15 protein-coding genes are annotated in these 16,139 nt (G+C 76.9%); 6 read left to right on the forward strand and 9 right to left on the reverse strand.

Annotated elements, in window-relative coordinates; all coding sequences use genetic code 11:
- Positions 1-39 precede the first annotated feature (39 nt).
- Complete coding sequence (locus tag BM158_RS00535; protein WP_091553361.1) at positions 40-1,188, forward strand: M23 family metallopeptidase; 1,149 nt, start codon at positions 40-42, stop codon at positions 1,186-1,188.
- Here the strand turns inward: BM158_RS00535 and BM158_RS00540 are convergent.
- Both BM158_RS00540 and BM158_RS00545 read right to left on the reverse strand, forming a co-directional pair.
- Positions 1,185-1,397 carry a hypothetical protein gene (locus BM158_RS00540; protein ID WP_091553364.1) on the reverse strand — a complete coding sequence of 71 codons (213 nt, stop codon included), beginning with the start codon at positions 1,395-1,397 and terminating at the stop codon, positions 1,185-1,187. The genes BM158_RS00535 and BM158_RS00540 overlap by 4 nt on opposite strands.
- The gene (locus BM158_RS00545; RefSeq protein ID WP_165628793.1) at positions 1,394-2,785 is read right to left on the reverse strand and encodes an MFS transporter; all 1,392 of its coding nucleotides are present in this window, start codon (positions 2,783-2,785) and stop codon (positions 1,394-1,396) included. The genes BM158_RS00540 and BM158_RS00545 overlap by 4 nt, the downstream gene beginning before the upstream one ends.
- A gap of 82 nt (positions 2,786-2,867) precedes the next feature.
- Here BM158_RS00545 and BM158_RS00550 point away from each other — a divergent pair, with 82 nt between their 5' ends.
- Positions 2,868-3,314: a winged helix-turn-helix transcriptional regulator gene (locus BM158_RS00550; protein ID WP_091553371.1), complete on the forward strand. Its 447-nt coding sequence runs from the start codon at positions 2,868-2,870 to the stop codon at positions 3,312-3,314.
- A 91-nt stretch (positions 3,315-3,405) separates the two neighbouring features.
- Here BM158_RS00550 and BM158_RS00555 read toward each other — a convergent pair whose 3' ends face one another.
- On the reverse strand, positions 3,406-4,713 hold the full coding sequence (locus BM158_RS00555; protein WP_091553374.1) for an ArgE/DapE family deacylase: 1,308 nt from the start codon (positions 4,711-4,713) through the stop codon (positions 3,406-3,408).
- A 126-nt stretch (positions 4,714-4,839) separates the two neighbouring features.
- Between BM158_RS00555 and BM158_RS00560 the strand changes: the two genes are divergently transcribed.
- Positions 4,840-5,742: a LysR family transcriptional regulator gene (locus BM158_RS00560; protein WP_165628794.1), complete on the forward strand. Its 903-nt coding sequence runs from the start codon at positions 4,840-4,842 to the stop codon at positions 5,740-5,742.
- Here the strand turns inward: BM158_RS00560 and BM158_RS00565 are convergent.
- The 3 genes from BM158_RS00565 to ddaH form a co-directional block, all read right to left on the reverse strand.
- Positions 5,739-6,449 (reverse strand): GAF and ANTAR domain-containing protein, encoded by a 711-nt coding sequence (locus BM158_RS00565; protein WP_091553381.1) that lies wholly within the window; start codon positions 6,447-6,449, stop codon positions 5,739-5,741. The two genes, BM158_RS00560 and BM158_RS00565, sit on opposite strands and share 4 nt — an antisense overlap.
- A 181-nt stretch (positions 6,450-6,630) precedes the next feature.
- On the reverse strand, positions 6,631-7,665 hold the full coding sequence (locus tag BM158_RS00570) for an ornithine cyclodeaminase (protein ID WP_091553385.1): 1,035 nt from the start codon (positions 7,663-7,665) through the stop codon (positions 6,631-6,633).
- Positions 7,662-8,513 (reverse strand): dimethylargininase, encoded by an 852-nt coding sequence (gene ddaH, locus BM158_RS00575; protein WP_229827549.1) that lies wholly within the window; start codon positions 8,511-8,513, stop codon positions 7,662-7,664. The genes BM158_RS00570 and ddaH overlap by 4 nt, the downstream gene beginning before the upstream one ends.
- 103 nt (positions 8,514-8,616) lie before the next feature.
- On the opposite strand from ddaH, the gene BM158_RS00580 reads away from it, so the two are divergent.
- Complete coding sequence (locus BM158_RS00580; RefSeq protein ID WP_091553393.1) at positions 8,617-9,069, forward strand: Lrp/AsnC family transcriptional regulator; 453 nt, start codon at positions 8,617-8,619, stop codon at positions 9,067-9,069.
- On the opposite strand, the gene BM158_RS00585 is transcribed toward BM158_RS00580, so the two are convergent.
- Entirely contained in the window at positions 9,070-9,804 is a 735-nt protein-coding gene (locus BM158_RS00585; RefSeq protein WP_091553396.1) for an SAM-dependent methyltransferase, read from the reverse strand.
- Between the two features lie 229 nt (positions 9,805-10,033).
- Between BM158_RS00585 and BM158_RS00590 the strand changes: the two genes are divergently transcribed.
- Together BM158_RS00590 and BM158_RS00595 are read left to right on the forward strand one after the other, a co-directional pair.
- A complete protein-coding gene (locus BM158_RS00590) occupies positions 10,034-12,292 on the forward strand; it encodes a xanthine dehydrogenase family protein molybdopterin-binding subunit (protein ID WP_207506055.1) in 2,259 nt (752 codons plus the stop codon).
- 14 nt (positions 12,293-12,306) lie between these two features.
- Positions 12,307-12,777, forward strand: a complete 471-nt coding sequence (locus BM158_RS00595; protein ID WP_091553402.1) for a (2Fe-2S)-binding protein — start codon at positions 12,307-12,309, stop codon at positions 12,775-12,777.
- 4 nt (positions 12,778-12,781) lie between these two features.
- On the opposite strand, the gene BM158_RS00600 is transcribed toward BM158_RS00595, so the two are convergent.
- Positions 12,782-14,488, reverse strand: coding sequence for an ABC transporter ATP-binding protein (locus BM158_RS00600; protein ID WP_207506056.1), 1,707 nt, complete (start codon positions 14,486-14,488; stop codon positions 12,782-12,784).
- Positions 14,485-16,131 carry an ATP-binding cassette domain-containing protein gene (locus tag BM158_RS00605; protein ID WP_091553405.1) on the reverse strand — a complete coding sequence of 549 codons (1,647 nt, stop codon included), beginning with the start codon at positions 16,129-16,131 and terminating at the stop codon, positions 14,485-14,487. Before BM158_RS00605 ends, BM158_RS00600 begins: the two co-directional genes overlap by 4 nt.
- Between the last annotated feature and the right edge of the window lie 8 nt (positions 16,132-16,139).

Here is a 16,139-nt window from a genome sequence, read left to right on the forward strand (position 1 = left end):
CCGTGACATCGGCGGTGACCGTCGGTTAGCGTCGGCCCAATGCGTCCCCGGCTCGCCGTCCTCGCACTCGGGGCACTCCTGGCTCTCGGCACGGCGGTCCCGCCGGCCGCGGCCGCCCCGGCCGACACCGCCGCGGTCGCTGCCGCGCAGGCCGAGGTGGACCGGGTGGCCGCGCTCGTCGCCGCCGCGGAGGACGAGCTCGCCCGCTCCACGGTGCTGGCCGAGGCGGCCGCCGACGCCGACCGGGTGGCGCAGGAGGAGCTCGCCGCGGCGCGGCAGGCGCAGGCCGCCACCGCGGCCGCCCTCGCGCAGGCGCAGGCCGCCACCGAGGTGGCCGAGGAGGACGTGGCCACGCTGGGCCGCGAGGCGTTCATGGGCCAGCAGTCCTTCGGCACCGCGCAGGTGCTGCTGGACGCGGAGAGCCCCCAGGACGTGCTGCAGCGCGCGGCCACCATGGAGCAGCTCGGCCTGGACCGCACCAGCCGGCTGGACGCCGTCGAGGCGCAGCGCGACCAGGAGCAGGCCGCCGACGCCGCGGCGACCGAGGCCGTCGGTCGGCTGGACGTCGCCGCGCAGGCCGCCGCGGAGTCCGACGCCGCGGCCCAGGCGCAGCTGGTCGCCGCCCAGCAGTCCTTCGACGCGGTCAACGCGCAGAAGGCCGACCTGGACGCGCAGCTGCTCGCCGCGCAGACCGCGCTGCTCGAGGCGCAGGGCATCGAGGACGCCGCCGCGGCAGCGGCGGCAGCGGCGGAGGCGTCGGTCGCGGCGGCCAGCGTGAGCAGCACCGGGGACGGCTCGCTGGTCTCGGGCCGGGTGACCTCCTGCTACGGCTCCCGCTGGGGGACGACGCACTACGGCATCGACATCGCCGCACCCATCGGCACCCCGATCTACGCCCCCGAGGGCGGGGTCGTGCTCGACGCCGGCTCGGCCAGCGGGTTCGGCCAGGCGGTCTACCTGCAGCACCCCGACGGCGTGGTCACCCTGTACGGGCACGTGGAGAGCTTCACCGTGCGGCCGGGCCAGGTCGTGTCGGCCGGGCAGCAGATCGCCACCGTGGGCAACCGTGGCCAGTCCACCGGCCCGCACGTGCACGTGGAGACCCACTACGGCGGGCTCTACGCCGACCGCCGCAACCCGGTGCCGTGGCTGACCTCGCACGGCATCTCGGTGGGGTCCTGCGGCTAGTTCCCGCTGCCGCTCCCCATCCCCCACCCGGTGGGCGTGCTGCCCGACGACCCGCGGTAGGCGTCCGGGTTCGCGTGCCCGCGGCCGACCTGCCGGCCCACGTCGGGGTCCAGCCGTGCGCCCCGTGCCCGCGCCCGCCGGTCGTGCATCAGCATCGCCACCAGCAGGGCCACCACGAGCACGCCCACCACGATGAAGAAGGTCGTCATGGCCGGACGCTAGCCGGTGCGGGGGCCCGCGTGCGCCCGGTGGCCCACACGACCGCGGCCCCGAGGACGGCGACCGCGCCGCACCCGAGGGCCGCGCGGTCCCAGCCGGCGAGCTGGCCCGCGGCCGTCCCGGCGGGCCCCGCCGACGAGGCCACCAGCACCACGACCGTCGTCCCGAGCGCGGCCCCGACGTAGCGGGCGGTGTTGTTGGCGCCGCTGCCCATCCCGGCGCGGTCGGCGGGGACGTGGGCGACGGCCTCGCGGCCCAGCGCGGCGTTGGCCCCGCCGTACCCGGCGCCGTAGACCAGCAGGCCGGGCAGCAGGACCCACGGCGAGCTGCCGGTGCCGACGACCGCGAGGCCGGCCATGCCGAGGCCGGCGACCACGAGCGCCCCGGTCAGCAGCAGCCGCCCGTCGACCGACGGCAGCCAGCGGACGGCGACCGCGGTGGCCGTGCTGACCGCCGACCAGAACAGGACCAGCAGCGTCGCGGCCAGCAGCGAGGCACCCAGGCCGCGCTGGACCATCGAGGGCAGGTAGGACGCCAGCCCCACCATGGCGCCGCCGGTGAGCAGGGCGCCCAGGGTCGCCGCCCGGAACCCGGGCGCGCGGAACAGCGCGAGGTCGACCATCGGCGCCGGGCTGCGCCGCTCGACGACGACGAACGCGGCGAGCAGCAGGACGCCCGCGACCAGCAGGACGGCGCCCGCCGGGCCGGTCCCGCTGCGCGACTGCACCAGGCCGGCCAGCAGCGCGCTCAGGCCGCCGGCGAGCAGCACCGCCCCGGCGACGTCGGGCCGCCGCCGAGGCGCGGGGACGGCGCCGGGCAGCGTGCGGTGGGCGACGAGGGCGACGCCGGTGCCGACGACGGCGGTGACCAGGTAGGTCACCCGCCACTGCGCGCCGTGGTCGAGCAGCACGGTGGCCACCCCGCCGAACCCGGTGCCCGCGCCGACGCTGGCCCCCCACACCGCGGCTGCGCGCGCCCGGTCGGGCCCGGGCGGGAACACCTGGCCGATGACGCCGAGCGCCCCGGCCAGCACCGCGGCACCGCCCACGCCCTGGACCAGCCGGCCCACCACGAAGGGCACGGTGCCGGAGGACAGCCCGGCGACCGCGGCGCCGGCCGCGACCAGCGCCAGCCCGGCCACCAGCACGCGGCGCCGTCCCAGGTCGTCGGCCAGCACCCCGGCGGTGAGCAGCGCGGCGGCCAGCCCGACGCTCATGGAGGACAGCAGCCAGGCCTGCGCACCGGGCCCGGCACCGAACTCCGTCGCCGTCCGCACGCCGGTGCCCAGCGGGGTGACGAAGACGGCGAGCACGAGCAGCGTGGACCCGGCCGCGGTGGCCAGGGTGCGCCGGCGGGTGGTGTCGACGTCGGTCTGCACGGGGCCTCCGGCCAGCTGGCTACAGTGGGATTGAGCCAGCACACTGTGGCACCTGGCTCAACTGCGCACAAGCGAGGTGGGGATGGACGCGCCGACCGGTGTCCGTGAGCACTGCACGATCGCCGCGACCCTGGACCTGGTGGGGTCCCGGTCGTCGCTGCTGCTGCTGCGCGAGGCGGCGCTGGGTACCCGGCGGTTCGCCGAGTTCGCCGTGCGCACCGGGCTCAGCGAGCCGATGACCGCCCGCCGACTCGCCGAGCTCGTCGACGCCGGGCTGCTCGAGCGGGCCGACTACCGGGAGCCGGGCCGGCGCGTGCGGCAGGAGTACCGGCTGACCCCGGCCGGGCTGGATTTCCTGCCGGTGATCACCGCGCTGCGGCAGTGGGGCGACGCGCACGCCGGCGTCCCCGGCGGGCCGCCGATCGCGGTGGCGCACGCCGGGTGCGGGGGCGAGGTCGTCGCGCAGGTGCGGTGCACCCACGGCCACCCGGTGCCGCCGTCCGAGGCCGTGGTCACCCGCCTGCGCTGACGCCGTCGTCCTGCACCGATGTCCGTCCTCCTGCACCAGATCTCGCGAGGGAGGACGGACTTCGATCAACCTCCCTGATCATCGCTGGGAGTCAGAGGTGGGCGCCGCAGCGGCGGGCGGCGAGCACGGCCAGGGTGCGGGTGGTGCGCAGCAGCTCGTCGATGCGCACCTGCTCCCGCGGTGCGTGCGCGAACCGGACGTCGCCGGGCCCGTACTGCAGCGTCGGGATGCCGCCCAGGCCGGTGTAGAGCCGCAGGTCGCTGCCGTAGGGCGCCGCCGCGGTGGCCGCCGCCCGGCCCTCGACGTCGCGCACCGCGCGGGTGACCTCGCCGATCAGCGGGTGGCCCGCGGCGAGCCGGCCGCTGGCGAACTGGCCGCCGGTCCAGGCCAGCCGGACCGGGTGGTCGCGCAGCCACGGGTCGCGCGCGGCCACGTCGTCGAGGGCCCGGCGCAGCGCGGCCCGGGCGTCCTCGGGCGCCTCGCCGAGCTGCACGCCCATCCGGCCCTCGGCGACCAGCACGTCGGGCACGCTGCTGGCCCAGTCGCCGGCGCGCAGCGTGCCGACGGAGATCGGGTAGGGCAGCGGCTGGCCGGAGAAGAGCGCGTCGGGGGCGGCGTTGCGCTCGCGCTCCAGCTCGACCAGCGCGGCGAACACCGGCAGGAACGCCTCGACCGCGCTGTGCCCCTCCAGCCGGGTGCTGCCGTGCGCGGCGCGGCCGTCCACGGTGAGCTCGAAGGTCAGCGCGCCGGCGTTGGCCACCAGCACCCGTCCGCTGGTGGGCTCGGTGATCACCGCGGCCTCGCCCCGGTGGCCCCGCACCACCGTCGCGAAGGCGCCCAGCCCGCCGTCCTCCTCGGAGACCACCGAGTGCACCGCGAACGGCCGCTCCAGCCGCACCCCGGAGGCGGCCAGCGCCCGGGCCACGCCCAGGTTCACCGCGCAGCCGGCCTTCATGTCGCAGGCCCCGCGGCCGTGCACGGCGCCGCCGCGCACCGCGCCGCTGAACGGGTCGCGGTCGACCCACTTGGCCAGGTCACCGGTGGGGACGACGTCGACGTGGCCCTGCAGCACCAGCGCGGGCACCCCGGCCGGGCCGAGCACGCCCACCACGCCGACGCCCTCGGTGCGCGGGGCCTCGGTGCCGGGGAAGCCCGGGTGCCCGGTCAGCGCGGGCAGGTCCAGCGACCAGGTGTCGACGTCGAACCCCAGCCGGGCCAGCGCTGCCGCCCGCTGGTGCTGCTCCTCGGACTCGGCGTCCGAGCCGGTGGTGCTGGGCACCCGGATGGAGCGGACCAGCTCCTCGACCACGGCCTGCTCGTCGATCGCGTCCAGCACGGCCAGCTCGGCCCGGGACAGCGCCCGGTCCTGCGTCCCGACCGGGTCGGCCACTGCGGTCATGCCGCCCCCTCCTCGAGCGTCGTCCCGGGCGCGCCTGCCGCCCCGGCGGCGACATCGTGGCCGCCGCGACCCCCCAGGAAGAAGAGCCTCATCCCTGGATCGCCCCATACCTGGTATGCACCCGGTGTGCTCGACCTCCGCCAGCTCGCCGCCCTCCGCGCCGTCGCCGACACCGGGTCGGTCTCCCGCGCGGCGGCCGAGCTCGGGTGGAGCCAGCCGACGGTCACCCACCACCTGCGCGGCCTGGCCCGCGAGCTGGGGACGCCGGCCGTCGCCGCGGCGCCCAGCGGCACCCGGCTGACCGCGGCGGGCACCGAGCTGCTGCCGCACGCCCGGGCCGTGCTGGAGCGCAGCGACCGGGCGCTGGCCGAGGTGCGGGCCTTCGTCCGGGACCGGCGGCGCCGGGTGGTGCTGGGCATCTACCCCTCGGCCGGCCTGCTGCTGCTCCCCCACCTGCTGGCCTGGTCGCGGGCGCAGGGCGTGCGGATCACCGTCCGGGAGGCCGAGGTCGCCCTGCTGCGCCGGGACCTGGCCGAGCTGCGGGTCGACGCGGCGGTGGTCTACACCAGCGCGGCCGACACCCGCCCGCTGCCGCCGGGCTGCGACCGGCGGGTGCTGGCGCAGGAGCCGCTGAGCCTGCTGGTCCCGGCCGGGCACCGGCTGGCCGGGACCCTGACCGGGGTGGAGCTCGAGGACCTGGCCGAGGAGGACTGGATCCTGTCCGCCCAGCCCGACGAGCCGATCGAGCTGCTGCTGCGCGCCTCCGCCGCGGCCAGCGGGTTCCGGCCGCGGGCCCGGGCGCGCAGCGACGACTACCTGCTGGTCTCGGCCTACGTGGCGGCCGGGCTGGGGATCTCCCTGGTGCCGGCCTCGATCGCCGACCGGACGGCGGAGGGCGTGGTCGGCGTCCCCGTGGCCGACGACGCGCTGCACCGCAGCGTCGAGCTCCTCGCCCACTCCGGCGTCGACGAGCAGCTGGTGGCCGAGCTGACCGCCGCGGCCCGCCGGATCCTGCGGGGCGGGTCCTAGCTGCCGGCCGGCCCGGCGTCGGCGGTGGCCTGGTCGTGCCCGAGGACCAGACGCTCGGCGATGACCACGACCTTGACGTTGCTGTGCTGGCTCTGCCGCTTGAGCGTCTGGAAGGCCACCTCGGAGGTGCACCGGGCCTCGGCCATCAGCAGGCCGGTGGCCTGGCCGATGAGCTGGTTGCTGACGATGCCCTCGCGCAGCTGGTTGACCTGCGTGTCGTACTGGTGGATCCAGCGGGCCAGCACCAGCGCCGCGCTGGCCTCCTCGGCCCAGCCGCGCGCCGCGGCGAGGTCCTGCTCGGTGAAGGCGTGCGGCCGCGCCGCGTAGAGGTTGAGCGCCCCGCGGGTGGGCCTGGCCAGGGTGAGCGGCAGGCAGAGGGCGGCGGCGACCCCGGCCGCGGCGGCGCGCTGCCCGTAGGGCGCCCACCGCGTCTCGGTGGCCAGATCGGGGGCGTCGACCACGGCGCCGTCCCGCAGCGCGGCCAGGCACGGGCCGTCGTCGAGCTGGTACTGCCGCTCGTCGCCGGCGACGGCAAGGTCGCCGCTGAGCGCGACCGTGCGGTCCCGGCCCCGCTGCTCCAGCGTCAGGCTGGCCGCCTGGGCCCCCGGGACCAGCTCCACGGCGCTGGCGGTCAGCTGCTCGAGGTAGCCGGCGGTGTCCGGCGCGGTGGCCACCAGCTCCAGCAGGTCGACGGCCGCCTCCGGCACGTGCTCACCCCTCGGTCGTCTCGACGGTCCCCGCGCGGCCGATCATGCGCAACCGGTCGGACGGGTGCAAGGCCGGCGGGGCCGTGCACACCGGGCCCACTTCTCGAACCCGGTGCACCCGACTGCGTGGAGTGTGACACCCCGTTGCGCACAACAGAAGAGGACGCGCCACCCGATCGGGTCAGGCGGGCAGCGGGGCGCCCACCGCGGCGACCAGGCCGAAGAGGTCCTTGGGGTCGGCCGGGTCGGCGACCAGGTCCAGCTCGGTCGACCAGGGGGTGCCCCGGACGGCGTCGGCCAGCCAGCACAGCGCGCTGAAGTCCTCCACGGCGAACCCGACAGAGTCGAACAGCGTCACCTCGTCGGCCCGGGTGCGGCCCGGACGGCGGCCGGCGAGCACCTCCCACAGCTCGGTGACCGGCGAGTCGGCCGGCAGCGCCTGGATCTCGCCCTCGACCCGGGTCTGCGGCTCGAACTCGATGAACACGTTCGCGGCACGGACCAGCTCGACGGGCAGCTCGGTCTTGCCGGGGCAGTCGCCGCCGATGGCGTTGAGGTGGGTGCCGGGGGCGACGTCGGCGGCGTCGAGCACCAGCGCTCGGGCCTTGTCCGCGGTGCAGGTGGTGACCACGTCGGCACCGCGGACCGCCTCGCCGGCCGTGGCGCACACGGTGACGGTGAACCCGGCCGGCTCCAGGTGGCGCACCAGCTTGGCCGCGGCGGCCGGGTCGGGGTCGAAGACGGCCAGGTCGGTGATCCCGAGCGCGGTGCGCATGCCCCAGGCCTGGAACTCCGCCTGGCTGCCGGCGCCGACCAGGGCCAGCCGTCGCGAGTCCGGCCGGGCCAGCGCGCGGGCGGCCACCGCGGAGGTCGCCGCCGTCCGCACGGCGGTCAACAGGGTCATCTCCGCCAGCAGCAGCGGGTAGCCGGTGTCGACGTCGGCCAGCGCACCGAAGGCGGTCACGGTCTGGAAGCCGCGCTCGGGGTTGGTCGGGTGGCCGTTGACGTACTTGAACCCGTACCGCTGCCCGTCGCTGGTGGGCATGAGCTCGATGACGCCGACCGGCGAGTGGCTGGCCACCCGCGGGGTCTTGTCGAACTGCGCCCAGCGGACGAAGTCCGCGTGCACCCGCTCGGCGACCTGGGCGATCGCCGGGCCCACGCCCGTGGCGGCCAGCAGCCCCGCCATGTCCTGCACACCGACGAACGCGGTCATGCCCGTTCCTCCTGTCGCAGCTCAAGGGTGCAGCACTTGACGCTGCCCCCCGCCTTCACCAGCTCGTCCAGCTCGATCCCGACCGGCTCGAAGCCGGCCGCCCGCAGGTCCGCGGCGAGCGTCGTCGCCTCGACCGGCAGCAGCACGTGCCGGCCGTCGCTGACCGCGTTCAGCCCGAAGGCCAGCGCGTCGGCCTCGGTCGCCTCGACCGCACCCGGGAACAGCGTGCGCACCACCTGCTGGCTGCTGGCCGAGAACGCGGCCGGGAACCAGGCCACCGTGCGGTCGTCCAGGACGGCCAGGCAGGTGTCCAGGTGGTAGAAGCGCGGGTCGACCAGCTGCAGGGACACCACCGGGACGCCGAGCACCTCCTGGGCCTCCGCGTGCGCGGCGCGGTCGGTGCGGAAGCCGGTGCCGGCCAGCACGAGGTCACCGACCACAGCGAAGTCGCCCTCGCCCTCGTTGGTGTGCACCGGCTCGTGCACCGCGATGCCGAGGTCGGCCAGCAGCTCCCGGTGCAGCGCGGCCTCGGGCCGGCGCTCGGGGTGCAGGAAGGCCGCGCCCAGCGCGCGGCCGCCGACGACGAGGGCGCCGTTGGCGGCGAAGACCATGTCCGGCAGGCCGGGGCCCGGCGCCAGCAGGTCGACCCGGTGGCCGAGGGACTGGTAGGCCGCGACCAGCCCCGACCACTGCGACATCGCCCGGTCGCGGTCGACGGGGACGGCGGGGTCCATCCACGGGTTGAGCACCGACACCACGTCGAAGTGGGTCGGGGGGCACATCACGAAGTGCCGGGTGCGCGCGGTGCGCACGGGTGCAGGCGCGGCCTGCTGGACGGGGAAGGTCACGCCGACCATCGTCGGGCGCAGCTCGGGCGCAGTCGATCCCCGGATCTTGCGTCCTGCCGTCGATCCGTTGCTTCTCAGCCGGTTGGAGTGCAACGATCCGCCGGTGGACGTCGACGACATCGACCGCGGCATCGTCACCGCGCTGCAGCGCGACGCCCGGGCCACCTTCGCCGAGATCGGCGCCGAGGTCGGGCTCTCCGCCCCCGCGGTGAAGCGCCGCGTCGACCGGCTGGTCGCCTCGGGTGCGATCCGCGGGTTCACCGCGGTGGTCGACCCGGCGGCGCTGGGCTGGTCGACCGAGGCCTACGTCGAGGTCTCCTACTCCGGCGTGGTCTCCCCCCGACGGCTCACCCAGGACCTCGGCGCGCTGCCCGAGGCGGTGAGCGCCTGGACCGTCTCCGGCGCGCCCGACGCCGTCCTGCAGGTGCAGACCCGCGACGTGCGGCACCTGGAGGAGGTGCTGCAGCGCATCCGCGGCCTGCCCGACGTCACCGGCACGCAGACCGAGATCGTGCTGTCCCGCCTCTTCCAGCGCGCCGCCGTCCCGCCGGTCTGATCAGCGGGGGCGCAGCACGTAGCCGGTGTAGCCGTAGTCGCCGGCGTGGGCCTCCCGGACGGCGATCTCCTCGCCGACCTGGTCCAGGAGCGCCGGGTCGACCCCCTCCGCGCGCAGCTGCTCGATGCGGGCGGCCAGCGGGTCGTAGTAGGCGGCCCAGTCGGCGTCGGGCAGCAGGTAGGCCGCCTGCACCACCCACCCGGCGGCACGGAAGGCCGCGACGTTGCCGGCCGTGTCGCGCATCGCGGGGTAGCCGGGGTCCCAGAAGGCACGGGCACCCGGGGCGGGGTCGGCCGTCGTCCACTCGGCCTCGGTGAGGACGACGACGCCGCCGGGCGCGAGCAGCGGCCGCCACGCCGCCAGCGCCGCGTCCACCCCGACCGCGTAGGCCGAGCCCTCCGCCCACACCAGGTCCACCGACCCCGGCTGCAGCGGCAGAGAGTCCATCGACGCCCGCAGCGGGTGCACCCGGTCGGCCACCCCGGCGCCGCGGGCCCGCTCGGTGACCGCGGCGAGGAACGGGGCGTGCAGGTCGACCGCGGTGACCTCGCCGCCGGTCAGCTCCGCCAGCAGCACCGACGCCGGGCCGGTGCCGGAGCCGACGTCCACGGTGCGCGGCCGGTCGGGCAGCGGGCCGGCCAGCGCGAGCAGCAGCTCGGTGGTGCGCACCGAGCCCGGCGCCTCGCGAGGCAGGTCGGTGTGCGCCGCCCAGAAGACGTCGGCCAGCTCGGTCACGCCGGCAGGGTGCCACCGCGGTCACCCGGCGGCCATCCGGTTCCGCAGCCGCGGAGTTACGGGACAACATGTCGCGCATCGGCGGAACATGAGCAGATGGTCACGATTCCATGGCGATCATGCGTGACCCGAGCCACAGCTGTGCGTTGACCAGGTGCGCGCTGTCACCCGTCGGTGACCGCGCGCAGGCACGTCCTCCGACCACCAGCAGCTGACGAAGGGGTCATCTGTGAGCCTGGGAACGCCCGAGCACGACACGCAGGAGCCGGTGCAGCACCCGTCGCGGGAGCACAGCCGCCGCCAGTTCCTCACCTACCTGGTGGCCGCACCCACCCTGGCCGTCGCCGCGCGCATCGGCGCGGACGGCCTCGCCCCCGGCACGGCGCAGGCCGTCGTGCCCTCCCTGCCGGCACCGGCGGAGGTCCTGGACCTCGGCGACGCGCTGATCCTGGCCGCCGCGCCCACCGCGAACCTCATCGTGGTCACCGTCGACGACGCCGGCCGCGTCGGCCTGGCCCTGCCCCGCGCCGAGGTCGGGCAGGGCATCACCACCGCCGTCGGCATGCTGCTGGCCGACGAGCTCGACGTGCCCCTCGACCAGGTCGACGTCACCCTCGCCGACGCCCGGCCCGAGCTGGTGTTCAACCAGCTCACCGGCGGGTCCAACACCATCCGCAGCGTCTACGGGCCGGTCCGCGCCGCCGCCGCCCAGGCCCGCGCCCGGCTGCTGGCGGCGGCCGCCGCCCGCTGGGGCACCGCGCCGTCCGTGCTCACGGTGTCCGGCGGCGTCGTCAGCGGCCCGGGTGGCCGGACGGCGACCTACGCCGAGCTGTCCGCCGCGGCCGCCGACCCCGGCCTGGCCGTCGTGGTGGCCACCCCCAAGCCCCCGTCGGCCGCCCGCCTGGTGGGCACCCCGACCAACCGGGTCGACGCCCGCCGGATGGTCACCGGGCAGATGGACTACACCCTCGACCTCGACGTCGTCCCCGGCGCGCTGCCGACCATGGTCCGCCGCCCGCCGTCGATCAACGGCACGGTGCGGTCGGTGCAGAACCTCGCCGCGGTCAAGGCGATGCCCGGCGTCGTCGACGTGGTCACCGTCGCGACCGGGGTCGCGGTGCTGGCCGAGACGTTCGGGCAGGCGCTGGCCGGGAAGGAGGCGCTGCAGGTCACCTGGGGCCCCGGCACGGTCGACGGCGAGAGCAACGCGACGATCCAGCAGAAGCTGCGCGCGGCCACCCTGCCCTTCGCCGTCCCGCCGCTGCTCACCACCACCGTCGACGCCGAGTTCGACTTCGCGATGGTCAGCCACGCGCCGATGGAGACCAACTCCGCGATCGCCGACGTCCGCCGCGACCGGGCCGAGATCTGGTCGGGGCTCAAGTCGCCGATCGTGGCGCAGCAGACCATCGCCGCCGAGCTCGGCCTGCCGCAGTCGGCCGTCACCGTGCACGTCACCCAGGGCGGCGGTTCCTTCGGCCGCCGGCTGTTCTTCGACGCCGCGCTCGAGGCCGCTCGCATCTCGAAGGCCGCCGGCAAGCCGGTGAAGCTGATGTGGTCGCGGATCGACGACATGAGGCACGGCCGGGCCCGCGCGGCGAGCTTCCACCGCATCCGGGCCACCGTGGCCGCCGGCCAGGTGCTCACCTTCGAGCACCGGGTGGCCAGCGGCGAGACCGACACCCGGCACGGGCTGGGCGAGATCCTCACCTCGGTGGCGGCCAGCCTGCCGGTGGGCGGCAACCTCAGCTTCGCCCAGACGATCTTCCTGACCACCGTGCACTCGCCCTACCAGCTCGGCGTCACCACGCACCTGCTCAACGAGGTGCCGCTGCAGATGCACACCGGCTCGTGGCGGTCGGTCTACTCGGCCAACACCCGCGGCGCCGAGGAGGTGCTGATGGACGAGATCGCGGCGAAGCTCGGCAAGGACCCGGTCGCCTTCCGCCGCGAGTTCCTCAAGAGCGACCGGTTCCGCGCGGTGCTGGACAAGGTCGCCACCGAGGGCCAGTGGGGCCGCTCGCTGCCGCGCGGGACGGCGCAGGGCATCGGCTTCCACGCCGAGTACAAGTCCTGCACCGCCTGCCTGGTCGAGGTCGACGCCACCGACCCGCGCCGGCCCCGGGTCACCCGGGCCACCATCGCCGCCGACGTCGGCCGCCCGATCAACCCCCGCGGCCTGGAGTCCCAGCTGCTGGGCGGGCTCACCGACGCGATCGGGACGACGTTCCGGGCCGGGCTGCACATCGACGCCGGCCTGCCGCTGGAGGGCAGCTACTCGCAGTTCCACTACACCCGGCAGGCCGACAGCCCCCGGGACGCGCGGGTGTTCATCCTCCCGGCCACCGGGGAGCCCGGCGGCGCCGGCGAGCTGGGCGTGCCGGCGGCCGTGGGGGCGGTGGCCAACGCCTACGCCCGCGCCACCGGCACCAAGCCGCGCAGCTTCCCGATCGAGTTCCCGGTCGACTTCACCCCCTTCCCCCGCTGAGCCAGGAGACCGAGATGCCGAACTACACCTTCCAGCTCAACGGCGAGACCGTCACCGTCGACGCCCCCGCGGACCTGCCCCTGCTCTGGGCGCTGCGGGACAAGCTGGGCGTCACCGGGCCGAAGTACGGCTGCGGGATCGACGTCTGCAAGGCCTGCACCAGCCACCTGGACGGCGCCGCGATCAACCCGTGCGTGACGCCCACCGCCGACGTGGCCGGCCGCGAGGTCACCACCATCGAGGGCCTGGCGGGGACCTGGTCCGACGACCCGGACGAGCTGCACCCCGTCCAGGAGGCCTGGCTGGAGCAGGACGTCGCGCAGTGCGGCTACTGCCAGCCGGGCCAGATCATGGCCGCCGTCGCGCTGCTGCGGCGGACGTCGAACCCGACCGACGCCGACATCGACGCGATCGAGAACGTCTGCCGCTGCGGGTCCTACGTGCGCATCCGGGAGGCGATCAAGGCCGCCGCCGCCCGGATGTGACCGGTCAGCCGCGGGCGGTCCACGCCGACCACAGGTCGGCGTAGCGGCCGCCCGCGGCCACCAGCTCGGCGTGGGTGCCCTGCTCGACCACCCGGCCGGCGGCCAGCACCACCACCCGGTCGGCGCGGGCGGCCTGGGTGAGCCGGTGCGCCACCACCAGCGTCGTCCGGCCCGCGGTGGCGGCCAGCGCCGCCTCCTCGAGGTCCCGCGCCCCCGCGCTGCCCGCCTCGGCGGTGGCCTCGTCGAGCACCGCGACCGGCGGGTCGGCGAGCACCAGCCGGGCCAGCGCCAGCTGCTGGGCCTGCGGGGCCGTGAGCTCCTGCCCGCCCTCGCCGACCAGCGCGTCCAGGCCGAGGGCCAGCGCCCAGTCCGCGCCCACGGTGGTCAGCGCGGCGGCGACCTCGGCGTCGGTCGCCCCCGGCCGGGCCAGCCGGACGTCGTCGGCCAGCGTCCCGGCGAACACGTGCACCTCCTGGCTGACCAGACCGACGTGGGCGCGCAGGTCCACCGCGGCGCCGTCGACCAGCACCTCGCCCGCCACCGGCTGCAGCGCCCCCGCCAGCACCCCGGCCAGCGTGGTCTTGCCCGCCCCCGACGCACCGACCAGCGCGACCCGCTCGCCCGGCGCCAGCACCAGGTCGACGTCCGCGAGCACCGGCGGGCCATCGTAGGCGTGCCCGACGCCGCGCAGCTCGACCACCGGCCGGCCGGTGGCGGGCACCGGCGCCGGCGGCACGTCGAGGTCGGCGACCCCGACCATCCGCACCAGCGAGGCACCGGCGGACTGCACGTCGTCGAAGGTGAACAGCAGCAGCCCCAGCGGGCCGAACAGCCGGTGGAACAGCAGCGCCGCCGTGGTCACCGCGCCGACCGTGACGTCGCCGGACCGGACGAGGGCGAACCCCACGGCCAGGACGGCGGCCAGCCCCACGTACTCGGCGCGGTTCATCCGCCAGCCGAAGTCGGTGAACAGCCGGAACACGCCCAGGGTGATCCGCAGCGCCTGGCCCGACCGCTCGTCGACCACCGCGCGGTGCCGGTCCTCGTCGGCGTAGGCGTGCACGGTGTCCACGCCCTGCAGCGAGCTGACCAGCGCCTGCGCCCGCTCCCCCATCGCCACCCGCTCGGCGGCGTACCGCGGCGCCGAGCGCGGGAGGTACCAGCGCAGCGCCAGCACGTACAGCGGCAGCGCGACCGCCCCGGCCAGGGCGAGCCGCCAGTCCAGCGCGCCGAGGCCGACCAGGGTGAGCAGCACGGTCAGCCCGGCCGAGGCCACCTGCGGCAGCGCGCTGGTGACCGCCTCGGCCACCTTGGCGACGTCGTCCCCGACCCGGGACAGCAGGTCGCCGCCGCGCACCCGGTCCAGCACGGCCGAGGGCAGGTGCAGCGCCCGGTCGACGACGGCCTCCCGCAGCCGGGCCAGCACCGTCTCGCCGAGCCGGGCGACCAGGACGGCGGACACCCCGGTGAGGACGGCGGCCAGCACCGCGGCGGCCAGCAGCGCCCCGACGTAGGGCCACACCGACGGGGCCCCGGTGTCGACGGCGTCCACCAGCCGGCCCAGCACCGCGGGGGCCACCAGCCCGGCGGCGGCCGCGGCGACGGCGGACAGCGCGGCGGCCGCGGTGGCCAGCGGGCGGGCGCGCAGTTCCGCCCACACCACCCGGCCGGCCCGGCGCGGGGTGGCGACCGGCAGCAGCGGGGCGGTCACCGGAGCACCGCCGCGGCGTAGTCGGCCCGGCCGGCCAGCTCGCCGTGGGTGCCGGTGGCGGCCACCGCGCCCCCGTGCAGCACCACCACCCGGTCGCAGCGGCCCAGCAGCGCCGGGCTGCTGGTGACCAGGACCGTCGTCCGCCCGGCCCGTAGCCGGGCCAGGCCGTCGGCGACGTCGCCCTCGGTGACCGCGTCGACCGCCGTCGTCGGGTCGTGCAGCACCAGCACCTCGGGGGCGCGCAGCAGCGCGCGGGCCAGGCCCACCCGCTGCCGCTGGCCGCCCGACAGCGACCGGCCGCGGTCGGCGACCGGCAGCTCCAGGTCGGCGAGGTCCGCCGCACCGGCGGCCGCGAGCGCCTCGGCCAGCGCGGCGTCCGGGGCCAGCCCGGCGGGGTCGACCGCGCTGCGCAGCGTGCCCTCGAACAGCACGACGGCGTGCGGCTCGACCAGCACCCGGGCCCGGACGGCGGCCGGGTCGAGCCCGGCGACGTCGGCCCCGTCGAGCAGCAGCTCCCCCGGCTCGGGACGGCGCCGCCCGCCCAGCAGCGCCACCAGCGCGGCGGCGTCGGCCGGGTCGGGTGCGACCACCCCGACGGTCTCCCCCGGTTCCACGTGGAACCCGGCCGCCGGCACCGCGAGCGCCCCCGGCCCGGGCGCGGGGACCGCGCCGCGCGGGTGCACCGGCTCGGCGGCCAGCACCCCGACCAGGCGGGCCGCCGACGCCCGGGCCTCGGCCACCTTCTGCCCGGCGAACCCGAGCAGGCCGACGGGCTCGGCGAGGAACTGGGCCAGACCGACCACGGTGACCAGCTGGCCGACCGTCATCCGCCCGTCGAGGGCCAGCGCGCCGGCCACCCCGGCGACGGCGACGGCGAACAGGCCGCTGCCCAGCACGGTCGCGCCGCGGTAGGCGCCGATCGCCCCCGCGGCGCGCAGGGTGGAGGCCAGCGCCGTCCCGCTGGTGCGCCGGTAGCGGTCTGCGGCGGCGTCCTCCGCGCGGATGCCGCGCAGCACCCGGGTGCCGCGGACCAGGTCGGTGGCCAGGCCCGCGGTGCGGGCGACGTCGGCCTGCTGGACGGCGGTGCGCCGGGTCAGCCACGGGCTCAGCAGCTGCAGCAGGCCGACCAGCAGCGGGGTGCCGACCAGGACGCCGATGCCCAGCGGCACGCTGACGGCGAGCAGGCCGACGGCGGAGACCACCAGCGCCGCCGTGCCCGCGACCACCAGCGACGCGGCCTCGATGACCCGGCCGGCCCGCTCGGCGTCGTGGGTGGCGGTGCTGAGCAGCTCACCCGAGGGCGGGGCGTCGCGCAGGCCGTGCGGGTCGAGCACCCGGGCGGCGACCTCCACCCGCAGCAGGTGGGTCTCGGTGAACCAGCCGGTGACCACGTGCCGCGCGCCGTAGCGGTAGGCCTGGGAGAGCACGACGAACAGGACGGCGGTGGCGCCGAGGCAGGCCAGCAGCGCCGGCAGCGACCCGGTGGCGACCGCCCGGTCGATGGTCACCCCGATCGCGACGGGGACCAGCGCCTCGCAGGCCTGGTGCAGCGACAGCAGCAGGGTGGCTGCGCCGAGCCGGCGGGGATGGCGCCGGAGCGCCCGGCGCAGCAGGCCGGACGCGGTCCTCGGGTGCCCGTCCATGTGAGGGC

This window comes from Klenkia taihuensis, assembly GCF_900112525.1.
In the GTDB taxonomy this organism is placed as follows: Bacteria; Actinomycetota; Actinomycetes; order Mycobacteriales; family Geodermatophilaceae; genus Klenkia; species Klenkia taihuensis.